10 protein-coding genes and 1 tRNA gene are annotated in these 11,968 nt (G+C 51.0%); 8 read left to right on the top strand and 3 right to left on the bottom strand.

What is annotated here, in order from left to right; genetic code table 11:
* Positions 1-114: 114 nt before the first annotated feature.
* Both C5S61_RS25540 and C5S61_RS25535 read left to right on the top strand, forming a co-directional pair.
* Entirely contained in the window at positions 115-1,296 is a 1,182-nt protein-coding gene (locus C5S61_RS25540) for an ATP-binding protein (RefSeq protein WP_110520250.1), read from the top strand.
* Positions 1,297-1,305: 9 nt separating this feature from the next.
* Positions 1,306-2,109, top strand: a complete 804-nt coding sequence (locus tag C5S61_RS25535; RefSeq protein ID WP_110520248.1) for a response regulator transcription factor — start codon at positions 1,306-1,308, stop codon at positions 2,107-2,109.
* Between the two features lie 44 nt (positions 2,110-2,153).
* Here C5S61_RS25535 and C5S61_RS25530 read toward each other — a convergent pair whose 3' ends face one another.
* Positions 2,154-2,423, bottom strand: a complete 270-nt coding sequence (locus tag C5S61_RS25530; protein WP_110520246.1) for a hypothetical protein — start codon at positions 2,421-2,423, stop codon at positions 2,154-2,156.
* Positions 2,424-2,926: 503 nt separating this feature from the next.
* Between C5S61_RS25530 and C5S61_RS25525 the strand changes: the two genes are divergently transcribed.
* The 5 genes from C5S61_RS25525 (at position 2,927) to C5S61_RS25505 (ending at position 6,768) form a co-directional block, all read left to right on the top strand.
* Positions 2,927-3,003: transfer RNA gene (locus tag C5S61_RS25525), tRNA-Val, on the top strand.
* 152 nt (positions 3,004-3,155) lie between these two features.
* On the top strand, positions 3,156-3,767 hold the full coding sequence (locus tag C5S61_RS25520; protein WP_110520244.1) for a hypothetical protein: 612 nt from the start codon (positions 3,156-3,158) through the stop codon (positions 3,765-3,767).
* A 107-nt stretch (positions 3,768-3,874) separates the two neighbouring features.
* Positions 3,875-4,753, top strand: a complete 879-nt coding sequence (locus C5S61_RS25515; RefSeq protein ID WP_110520242.1) for a VOC family protein — start codon at positions 3,875-3,877, stop codon at positions 4,751-4,753.
* An 84-nt stretch (positions 4,754-4,837) separates the two neighbouring features.
* Positions 4,838-6,013, top strand: coding sequence for an RtcB family protein (locus tag C5S61_RS25510; RefSeq protein ID WP_110520240.1), 1,176 nt, complete (start codon positions 4,838-4,840; stop codon positions 6,011-6,013).
* Positions 6,014-6,228: 215 nt separating this feature from the next.
* Entirely contained in the window at positions 6,229-6,768 is a 540-nt protein-coding gene (locus C5S61_RS25505) for a hypothetical protein (RefSeq protein ID WP_110520238.1), read from the top strand.
* Between the two features lie 262 nt (positions 6,769-7,030).
* On the opposite strand, the gene ligA is transcribed toward C5S61_RS25505, so the two are convergent.
* Positions 7,031-9,046: an NAD-dependent DNA ligase LigA gene (ligA, locus tag C5S61_RS25500; RefSeq protein ID WP_369128102.1), complete on the bottom strand. Its 2,016-nt coding sequence runs from the start codon at positions 9,044-9,046 to the stop codon at positions 7,031-7,033.
* A 198-nt stretch (positions 9,047-9,244) separates the two neighbouring features.
* Here ligA and C5S61_RS25495 point away from each other — a divergent pair, with 198 nt between their 5' ends.
* Positions 9,245-10,531 carry an acetyl-CoA hydrolase/transferase family protein gene (locus C5S61_RS25495; protein ID WP_110520234.1) on the top strand — a complete coding sequence of 429 codons (1,287 nt, stop codon included), beginning with the start codon at positions 9,245-9,247 and terminating at the stop codon, positions 10,529-10,531.
* 53 nt (positions 10,532-10,584) lie between these two features.
* On the opposite strand, the gene C5S61_RS25490 is transcribed toward C5S61_RS25495, so the two are convergent.
* On the bottom strand, positions 10,585-11,968 hold a 1,384-nt coding region (locus C5S61_RS25490), incomplete at its 5' end, for a phosphoenolpyruvate carboxylase (protein ID WP_124033509.1).

Genomic DNA, 11,968 nt, shown 5'->3' with positions numbered 1-11,968 from the left:
ACGAGTTGAGCGCTAGTCTCGGGGGCTAGGAGATGTATATAAGAGACAGGTTCATGACTCAGCACACCAAAAACTCCCTTGAATGATTGCCAATCATTCAAGGGAGTTTTTGGTATGCTGAGTCATGAACAGCTTGAAACGGAAAATGCCAGCCTTAAACGCGAAGTTGAGTTATTGCGCCATCAACTGGCCACTCAACCAGCAGAGCCGCTTTTTCAAAGCTTGCTTGAAGCCGCACCCGATGGCGTAGTCATTGTGAATGCTCGCGGCGTGATTGTGGTCGTCAATGCCCAAGCCGAGGCAATTTTTGGCTATGAGCGCGAATCAATGATCGGCCAGCCAATTGAATTATTGATTCCTGAGCGGGTGCGCGGCGTACACGTCGCCTACCGCAGCAATTACACCCAAGAGCCACGAACTCGCCCAATGGGCATTGGCAGCGACCTCTTGGCGAAACGTAGCGATGGCAGCGAGTTTTACACCGAAATTAGCCTTAGCCCATTGAAAACGACTGAGCAATTATTAATTATTGCCGTGGTGCGCGATGTGACCGAGCAAAAAAAACTGGCTAAAGAGCACGAATATCGCTTGACCCAGCGCGTCAGTGCCGCCGAAGCAGCCTTGTTGCAAGGTGCACGCTTGGCAGCGGTTGGCCAGCTTTCAGCATCCATCGCCCACGAAATTAATAATCCACTATATGCTGCACGCAATGCCTTGCTTTTGCTCGAAGAAGATTTGCCCGACGATTTGCGCGAATCGCCGATTATGCAATTGGCCCGCGATCAATTGACGCGAATTGCTGGCATTATTGAGCGCATGCGCGATTTCTATCGGCCAATGCGCGGCGAGATGGCTCCGACCGATCTCAATGAAATTATTGAAGAAACCTTGGCGTTAGCAGGCCTACACGCACGGCATAATAATACCGTGATCACCTTTACGCCCGACCCACAATTGCCAGCAGTGGTATGCAATGCTGATCAATTACGTCAAGTGTTTTTGAATTTGGTGCTGAATGCGCTTGAGGCAATGACGGCTGGTGGCACATTAACCGTCACAACCGAGGCCGCCACAAGCTTTGCGACCATCGAAATTTGCGATACGGGAACAGGCATTCCTGATGATATTCGGGCGCATCTGTTTGAGCCATTTTTTACCAACAAACCCAATGGAACTGGTCTTGGTTTACCGATTAGTGCCCATATTGTAACCCAGCATGGCGGCCAAATCGAGGTTGACAGCACCGTTGGGGTTGGCTCGACCTTCCGTGTTGTGCTGCCCTACCAACCTAACTAGGAGTACCCAATGAGTCAAGCTTCGATATTATTGGTTGATGATGAATTTCCAATTCGCGCCACGCTTGGCGATTTGCTGCGCCGCCGCGGCTACGACGTGCAAACTGCCGATAGTGGCGAAGAAGCCCTTGATCGGATTGCTCAACGCCCGTTTGATCTGTTTCTTTTAGATTTGCGCTTGCCTGGAGTCGATGGCATTACGGTTGCCCAACGGGTGCGCGAACGTTATCCTGATGCAGCAATTTTGATTTTGACTGGCCATGGTTCGCTTGATAGTGCCATCGAAGGCATTCACTTGGGCGTGTTCGACTATATGCTCAAAACCTCAAGCCCGCAAGATGTGCTGGCGCGAGTCAAGAGTGCGCTCGAAGCCCAAGCAGAGCAGCGCCATAAAAAGAGCTTAATGACGACCCTCCAAACTGTTGTCGGCGAACTTGGCGGCAAGCAACAAGAGCCAAGCGAGCCAACCAGCCAACAGCCAGCAGGCGATCAATGGATTCGGGTTGGTGAGCTGGAAATTGGCCTATGGCGACAAATGGCTCGTCTCGGCGAGCAAACATTAAATCTTACCCCAACTGAGTTTCGTTTGTTGAGCTGTTTGGCGCAGCAAGCAGGCTTGGTGATGAGCTACGCCAATTTGTTGCGTTGCGCGCAAGGCTACGAGGCGGAAAGCAGCGAAGCCGCCGAATTGCTCAAGCCGCATATCTACCACTTACGCCAAAAGATCGAGCCAGATCCATCGAACCCACGCTATATTTTGACCGTACGCGGAACCGGCTATGTGTTGGCAGTCGAGCCACCCCAAAGCAAATAACCTAAATGCAAAGCGCCCAAGCTAGTAAACTTGGGCGCTGTTTTTTATTGGCCAATTTGCTGGAGCACTGTTTCCTCGAACTTGTCGCCAATAATGCTGCTCAGAGCATAGCTGGTCAGCAACGAATAAATCATCGAATTGCCACAGAGCACACCGACAATTGCTGCTGGTGCAACATTCGAGAGTGTGACATTAACTGGGCCAAGGGCCATGCCTTTGGGCGTGCCAGCACCATGCTTTGGTGTATCGCCGAGATACGAACCAACTTGGGCAGCCAATAAGACTCGCGCTATCCCAAAAATAGGTTTCAACATACACAAATTCCTTCTAAATCAACAGAAATCGCTAGGGTTGTGTGAGCAAATTGTGTACCTCGATTAGTTGGGGATCGGGGATCGGGGATCAGGGATCGGGCTATGGGATTGGGGCTATCAGCCAATTTTCGGGCAATTCATGAAATTCGTGGCTTAAAAATTAGCTTCGCGACCTTCGTGCCCTTCGTGGTTTCAGTGCTAAGTAAATCAGTTTTTAACGCAGAGGCGCAGAGCAAGTATGGCTCATAACGATGGGCTGGCACGAACCTAATCCTCAACATCTGTGCCAATCTGTGGCCAACGGAAAGGATGAATGATGCGGGATGAAGGATAAAGGGATATGCTCTCCACCTTGCGCTTGACGTTCTTCGCGCTCTTCGCGCTCTTCGCGGTTACGGCCCTTCGTGCTCTTCGTGCTCTTCGTGGATCAAATCGTGCCCCTCGTGAATCAATTTGCGCAAAGCCATGGCCTATGCTATACTCGGCAGTGGCTTGAAGGCTATGGGCTGTTAGCTCAGTTGGTTAGAGCGCGTCGTTCACACCGACGAGGTCACTGGTTCGAGTCCAGTACCGCCCACCAAACCCAACCACTCCTGTTCGCAGGGGTGGTTTTTTGTTGGGTTAAAACAATTTCCCAATCCTTTCATTGCTCAACATCAATAATCCAAAGCTTGATCAATAATGCTATGATCATTGGCACTGCTATTGTGCATAATCGAACGAGTGCTCTGCATGGATTCTCTATCATTAGTTGGCTTATGGTTGGGGATATTTGGGCTGACGGCGTATGCTGGCATGCTTTTGCAGCGTGCGCTTGGGCTATATCGCCAACGCGCCGATTTGCGCCGCGCTTTGTGGCCATTGATCGTGAATTTGGCCGAACCATGTATTAGCTTGCTCTACCTTGTTCCTTGCCTGCTTTGGTGGGATTATGCCTATCTTTTGGGTTTGGTTGGGCGTAATTTTGCTGCCAGCTCAATTGTGTTTGCCTACCATTGGCCAATGCAAATCTTGCTGGTATTTGTGCCATTGAGCCAGATATTTTCGCGCCAAAAGCTTGTTGCCCGCACGGCGTGGCTCTGTTTTGCAACTGGCTTTGCGCGTATGGCCATGCTCTGGCTGAGTTTCAATTATTTCTTAGCTGGCGCGATGGTCGTGTTGGCCTTAATTGTTGGAGCAGCAACCTTCTGGTTAATCGGGCGCTATCTAGTTTGGCTCGGCTTGCCAATGCCACAACGGCCAATTGCAGTTAACATTGATGAACAGGGCTTGGTGCTCATTCAGCCAATTGCGCCAGCAGCGCCGTTGCCAGAGCCAAATCCCCAGCAAAAAGCCGATTTGTGACGCATGCAAGGATAACAGGGGGGACAACATTAAGGACAAAGCGAGCGTAGAATGGTTACAGCTTGACAGTAACAACGCTGTACTGATTGCTCGAAAGGAAAAATATTATGGCTACATTTCGCACGATTACGCCTCAATCGATCGATGCCGCTACGACACTCGGCGTAACTACTCTGCGTGTCGCTGATGCTGGCCGCTCATTAGCATTTTATCGCGATTTACTTGGCTTTCACGTTTTAGAACAAACGGACTCAACGATTGTTTTGGGTTCGCCCAATCACGTTGTGTTGCGCTTAGATGTTGAAGCTGGCCTGAAACACCACCCAAGCAATGTCACTGGCTTATACCACGCGGCGATTCTCTTGCCAACTCGGCTTGATTTGGCCTATATGGTGCAACGCTTGATCGCAGTGCGCTATCGCTTTGGCGCGTCGGATCATGCGGTGAGCGAAGCCTTGTATCTCGATGATCCCGATGGCAATGGCTTGGAAATCTATCGCGATCGGCCTCGCAACGAATGGCGCTGGGGAGCCAATGGCGAAGTCCATATGGTAACTGAATCACTCGATCTGTATGGAGTTTTGGCCGAAATTACGCCCAACGCAGCTGCTTGGGCAGGTATTCCTACCGGCACAACGATGGGTCATATGCACTTACAAGTTGGCAATTTGCGCCAAGCAGAAGAATTTTATCATGGCGTATTGGGTTTTGATATTGTGGCCCACTACCCAGGCGCACTGTTTGTCAGCGCAGGCGGCTATCATCATCATTTGGGCTTGAATGTGTGGCAAAGCCAAAATGGCCCGCAACAACCAAACGATGCAGCTGGCTTGGCTCATTTTGAGATTGTTATGGCCAACCAAGCAGCGCTCGATAGCGTGCGCCAACGCTTAGCAGCCGCCGACGTTGCGGTTCAAGAACAAACCAACGGCTTGGTCGTGCTTGATCCATGGCAAACTGAATTGCGCTTTATCGTCGCTGCCTAAAATCGGGCTGGGGGACGATGGTCGCTGGTATGGGCTATGCTAAGCTATAGCCCATTTTTGTTTTAAAGCGATAGGAGAGCGATCGTGCAGTACGTTGAGAATATTCCAATCTGGGGTGATCCAATTGATGAAGGGGCGTTGAGCCAGATTAAAACCTGTGCGCTTGATGCCGACGCGGTGGCATTGATGGCTGATCATCATAAAGGCTATGCGGTGCCAATTGGCGGCGTAGTGGCCTACCGTGATGCAATTAGCCCTTCGGGCGTTGGCTACGATATTGCCTGCGGCAACAAAGCCGTCTTGCTCGACATGCCAGCCAGCGAAGTTCGCGCCAATATCAAGCAGATTATGGACGACATCTGGCGTTCATTGTCGTTTGGGGTTGGCCTGAACAATCGCCAAAGCGTTGATCATGACTTGTTTGATGACCCAGCGTGGAACATTCCAGCGGTCAAAAAATTGAAACAAACTGCCCGCAATCAGCTTGGCACAATTGGCTCTGGCAACCATTATGTCGATTTATTCGCCGACGAACTTGATCGGGCCTGGATCGGCGTGCACTTTGGCTCGCGGGGCTTGGGGCATAAAACCGCCACCTACTTTTTAGATGCTGGCGGAGCCAAAGATGGCATGGACGTTGCGCCCTTGGTTTTGCCAGCATCCTCAGATTTGGGCGAGCAATATTTAACCTGTATGAATTTGGCCGGACGCTATGCCTATGCTGGCCGCGATTGGGTTTGCGCCGAGGTTGCGCGCATTTTGGGCGCGAATATTCTTGACGAGATCCATAATCACCATAATTTTGCTTGGCGCGAAACCCATAACGGGGTTGATATGTGGGTGGTGCGCAAAGGCGCAACGCCAGCTTTCCCGGGCCAACGCGGCTTTGTTGGCGGCTCGATGGGCGATATTTCGGTCATCTTAGAAGGCATCGATTCGCCAGAAGCTCAAACTGCCTTGCATTCAACTGTGCATGGCGCTGGGCGGGTGATGAGTCGCACCGCTGCCCGTGGCAAAGTTAATTGGCGCACTGGCAAAGTGTTCTCGCCTGGCAAAATCTCGCGCGAAATGATGAATACCTGGGTGCAGCAAAAAGGCGTTGAATTGCGCGGCGCAGGCACCGACGAATCGCCACATTGCTACAAACGCTTGCCTGATGTGCTCAAACACCACTCCAATACGGTCAAAATCCTCCACACCTTGCAGCCGCTGGGCGTGGCAATGGCTGGCGAAAATGAGTTCGATCCGTATAAGGATTAGAACATAGAACATAGAGCATAGAGCATAACGTTTTAACGCAGAGGCGCAGAGCGTTTTTGTAACCACGAAGAACGCGAAGAGCACGAAGTAGGGCTATTGGCTATTGGAATCGTTCAATAGTTGATAGCCATTTTTTATGGCGCAACATTGACGCAGCGAATATGGTTTGTTAGCATACGTTAGGTTAAATTTGAAGTCTAATGAGGAGTTTTAAGGTGAAGAATGCAGCTAATGCACTCAAAAGTGAGGAAGCACTCGTATTATATCGTAATGCGACCCAAGAAATTACAACTGATCAGCTTGAAATCAATCGCAAGAAAATTTGCTTTGGTAATACGGTGTATCAAACATCGAGCATTGTAGGTTTTTCTGCGGCAACGATCAAAAATAAATTTCCTTGGATTTGGTGTTTATTGATTGCACTATTTTTCTTTTTTATCGATAAAGATCCATTGATAATAAAGCTCTTCCCTGATAATCTATTAACTGTGCAACGATTCAATACCATTCGTACTATATTCGATGTTGGCATAATCTTGATTTTTATTATCGTTATTTGGGTTTGGATATTCAGCGCAGATCGCTATGGCTTGCTAATTCTTTCTAATGTTGGCTTAAACGCTTCAATTACAATCATTCATAACAATCGGCAATTTATTAATTCTGTTGTGGAAACACTAACTAAAAATATTGATAACGATTATCACAATGCTTACAGAATTGATTTCACGAAAAACATCATCCATCAAATTTGAATAAGCGGCTGCAATAACGCAGAGCCTGAAGTGGCTATTGGCTGTTGGCTATGGGCTATCGGAATGTTTCGATCGATCAGGATTCAGAATTTAACGCAGAGCCGCAGAGATAATTTTAACTACGAAGAACACGAAGGAAGGCTGTTAGCAAAGACAATAACAATAGAAACCTTCGCGTTCTTCGCGTTCTTCGCGGTTTCAGGATTTACGCCCCTCGCAATTTCAGCCTTCGTGTACCTTCGTGCGCTTCGTGGATCAATAATTAACTATCGGCGAGCAATGCATACAACTCGTCCATGCTCAGCACGATTACGCCTAAGCTTTGGGCTTTGGCCAATTTCGAGCCAGCGGCATCGCCTGCCAATAAATAATTGGTTTTCTTGCTGACGCTGCCGCCAACCTTGCCGCCATGGGCTTCGATCAAGGCTTGGGCAGCTTCGCGGCTAATGCCTGGCAACGTGCCAGTGATCACAAAACTCTTGCCTGCCAAGCGATCGCTTTGCGGCTCGGCAACATCGCCAGGCTCAGCTTGCACGCCCAACGCCAGCAATTCGGCAATCAATTGTTGGTTGGCTGGCGTGCTGAAGAAATCAACCACGCTTTGAGCGGTGCTGCCACCAATGCCATCAATCGCGGTCAATTGCTCAATTGTGGCTTGGGCCAAGGCTGGCAGCGAGCGGAAATAGCGCGCCAAATCAACTGCGGCAACGGTACCAACGCCGTTAATCCCCAAGGCTGTAATCACCCGATCAAGCGGGCGCTGCTTAGATTCTTCGATGGCGTTGAGCAAATTGGCCACCCGCCGATCGCCATAGCCTTCGCGGCCAGCAAAGCTCGCAATGTTCAAACGGTAAATATCAGGAATCGATTTGATCAAGCCCATTTCGACAAATTGGCTTGCTTGACGCTCACCCATGCCCACAATATCCATCGCGCCACGGCTCACCCAGTGTTCGATTGAGCGAATTAAACGTGCAGGACAGGCATTGTTGATGCAATAAATATCAACTTCGTCGGCAAGCTGCTCGACTGGCTGGCCACAAGTTGGGCAAAACGTTGGCGCTGGCCATGGTTGCTCGTTGCCGGTGCGAGCCTCGACAATTGGCCCAATTACGTATGGAATCACGTCGCCAGCCCGTTTGACCACGACCCGATCGCCAATGCGAATATCGCGGCTGATGATGTAATCGGCGTTGTGCAGCGAAGCATGTTGCACCGTCGTACCGCCCAGGCTAATTGGCTCAAGCACAGCGTTGGGAATCAACTTACCAGTGCGGCCAACGTTGATCACAATATTGAGCAAGGTTGTGGTTTCTTCGCGAGCTGGGAATTTATAGGCAATTGCCCAGCGTGGGTCGCGGCCAACCACGCCTAATTCGCGTTGCATAGCAAAATCATCAATTTTGACCACCACGCCATCAACTTCGTAGCTGAGCAATTCGCGGCGGCCCATCCACTCGTGGCAATAATCGACCACGGCAGCGAAATCATCAAAAAGCCGCGTATCGGGATTGATGCTAAATCCATAACTGCGCAAGCTATTGAGGGTTTCAGCTTGGCTGTTGAGATCTACCCCGCTGAAGGGGCCGACGGCATAGGCAAAAAAGCGCAACGGGCGGCTCGCAGTAATCGTCGAATCGAGCTGGCGCAACGATCCGGCGGCAGCGTTACGTGGGTTGGCAAAAACTTTTTCGCCTGCATGGGCTTGGCGTTCATTCAATTGATTAAAGGCTTCGATTGGCAAGTAGACCTCGCCGCGCACTTCAATGCGCTCGGGCAACGGTTGGCCGTCGATTGGTTGCAACCGCAAAGGCACATCGCGAATCGTGCGCAAGTTGGCGGTAATATCCTCGCCAATTTCGCCATTGCCTCTGGTTGCGCCAACGCTAAACACGCCATTGATATAGGTTAAAGCCACGGCCAAGCCATCAATTTTTGGCTCGACGGTGTAGCGCATGGGCTGCGTGCCAATAATTTGCTCTGCACGTCGTCGCCAGGCAGCTAAGTCATCTGCATTAAACGCATTGCCAAGGCTCAACATTGGCACAGGGTGTTGCACTTTGGGAAATTTGCCCAGCGGAGCGCTACCAACGCGTTGGGTTGGCGAATCAGGGGTGCGCAATTCGGGATATTCTGCTTCAATTGCCCGCAATTCATTCAATAAACTATCGTATTGGGCATCGCTCACCAACGGCGCGTCAAGCGTATAGTAATGGTGATTATACCGATTCAATTCATCGCGCAAGCTTGCAGCGCGGGCAACCGTCTGCTCTGACACGGCCATGCATGCATCCTCCAATTTAATCGAACAGATGTATTATAACGGCTGTCTGTGACAAATGGCGCGACAATTTAGCCAATTTCGAGGTTGCCAAACCTTAACCCATTTCATGGCTCTTTTCACTTCGCAGTAGCCCAAAATCGGGCACAATAGAGCAGTAGCCAAGCTACAACAAAACGATTTAGGGGGCTTAGTATGCGTTACGTTTCAGCCAATGAAGCTGTTCAAGCGATTAAATCACACGATCGTGTGTTTATTCATAGTGTTGCCGCAGCACCTCAACAATTAATTGCGGCCTTAGTTGCCCGTGCCGATGAATTGCGCGACGTGGAATTAGTGCATATTCACACCGAAGGCCCAGCGCCATATACCGATCCCAAATATCGCGAAAGTTTTCATACGCGGGCCTTGTTTATTGGCTCGAATATTCGCAGCGCCGTGGTGACGGGCGAAGCCGATTATGTGCCGGTCTTTTTGAGCGAAGTGCCTGGCTTGTTCCGGCGCGGCATTTTGCCGCTCGATGTAGCATTAATTCAAGTTTCGCCACCCGATCAGCATGGGTTTTGCTCGCTAGGCGTTTCGGTTGATGTTACGCGGGCTGCGGTCGAAGTGGCCAAATGTGTCGTTGCCCAAATCAACCCACATATGCCTCGCACCCATGGCGATGGCCAAATTCACATCAATCAAATTAATTTTGCGGTCGAGGTTGATGAGCCAATTTATGAGCATGCACCAGCCAAATTGAGCGACGTAGAACGAGCAATTGGCCGCCATGTTGCTAGTTTGGTGAGCGATGGCGCAACCTTGCAAATGGGCATTGGCGCGATTCCCGATGCAGTGCTGGCCTCGCTGACCAATCACAAAAACTTGGGCATTCATACCGAAATGTTTTCCGATGGGATCATCGATTTGGTGGAACGTGGCATCATCAACGGCAAAATGAAGAAAACTCACCCAGGCAAAATTGTTGGCGGGTTTATGATGGGCACGCGGCGCTTGTATGATTTTGTTGATGATAACCCGCAGATTGCCATGCTCGACATCACCTACATCAACGATACCAGCGTGATTCGGCGCAACCCGAATGTTACCGCCATCAACAGTGCGATTGAAGTTGATTTGACGGGCCAAGTCTGTGCCGATTCGATTGGCACCTATCAATATTCTGGCGTTGGCGGCCAAATGGACTTTATGCGCGGCGCAGCGCTCTCAGAGGGTGGCAAGCCAATTATTGCCCTGCCTTCTGCCACTCGGCGCGGCCAATCGCGCATTGTGCCAGTACTGCACGAAGGCGCTAGCGTGGTGACAACCCGTGCCCACGTTCAATATATCGTGACCGAATATGGCGTGGCCTATTTGTATGGTAAGACCTTGCGCGAACGGGCCAAAGCCTTGATTGATATTGCACACCCTGACCAACGCGAAGCCCTCGAACGCGCCGCCTACGAACGCTTTCACGGCGAAGCAGCACTAAAACATTAATCAAATCTAAAAGGCCCCGCATTGCAAAACCACAATGCGGGGCCTTTTTTGATTTATCCAGTGGTGCGCAAGCCGCTGGCGATGGCATTTACTGTGAGCAGCAATTGGGTTAATAATTGCTCACGCTCAGCGATTTGCTCGCTTGGCAAGCTGCGCCAAGTGTGCAGCAAATTGATTTGTTGCTGGTGTAATTGCTGCAAGCGGCCTTGGCGACCTTGCAACATGCGATAGATGCGTGGGCGGCGTTCGGCCAAGCTGCCGCCAAAAATCAGCTCTAGTTGCTGTTGAGTTTGCTTAAATTCGGCCTCGATCGCGGCCATAATCGGCTCGCGCACCGCCGAATCTTCGACCAACTGGCTGTAGGCTTGCATCGTGGCCAAATCGGCAGAGAGCAAGCTAGTGCTGACATTGGTGAGCAAATATTTAAGCGGATACCACTCGAAAGCAGCTTGTTGCAGCTGCGCAAATTGATCGGGTTGCTGCTCGGCGAGCCATGCCAAGCCACTGCCAACGCCATACCAACCAGAAAGAAAAAAGCGGGCTTGGCTCCAACTAAACACCCATGGAATCGCCCGCAAATCGCCAAGTGTGCGTTGGCCAGTGCGGCGGGCTGGCCGCGAGCCAATTTTGCCTTGCTCAATCACATCGATTGGCGTGGCTTGGCCAAAAAACTGAATAAAGCCCGGGGTTTGGATTAGGCTTTCATAGCGTTGGCGGCTGTAGGCGGTCAATGCATCCATGGTTGGGGCAAGGCTGTGCGGAGTTTGATCGCGCTGCGAGCCAAGCAAGGTGGCTTCGGTTACGCCAGCGACCATTAATTCTAAATTGTAGACCGCCGTGATTTGGTTGGCATATTTTTGGGCGATGGTTTCGCCTTGCTCGGTCATGCGCAAATCGCCGGCCAAGGCTGCTGCTGGCAAGGCATTCAAAAAGCGGTGGGTCGGCCCAGCGCCACGGCTAATTGTGCCGCCACGGCCATGGAAAAAGCGCACGCGCACATTGTGCTTGGCTCCGACGGCGGCCAGCGTGCCTTGCGCCCGATACAAGCTCCAAAGGCTGGCCAAAATTCCGCCATCTTTGTTGCTATCGCTATAGCCAACCATCACTTGCTGCACGCTGGTTTGGCGCAAACTGCGGCTGGCTTGGCTCACCGCATGGGCCAAAAAGGCATCGAGAATATCGGGGCTAATTTCCAAATCTTCGATGGTTTCGAACAATGGCACGACTGGCAATACACAGGCCAAACCAGCCTCGGTTACTTGCAATAAGCCAGCTTCGCGGGCCAGCAAATAAACCGCCAACAAATCCGAGAGGCTACGGGTCATGCTGATAATCAGCGAGCCAAGGCCAGCAGTGCCATGCTGGGCAATCTCATCGGCCAAAACACGGTAGCAATCGCGCACAGCGCTCGCTTCGTTGCCCAATGCAAGGCTGGGG

The organism is Herpetosiphon llansteffanensis, from assembly GCF_003205875.1.
Lineage (GTDB): Bacteria > Chloroflexota > Chloroflexia > Chloroflexales > Herpetosiphonaceae > Herpetosiphon > Herpetosiphon llansteffanensis.
This window is presented reverse-complemented; position numbering and strand designations above follow the sequence as displayed.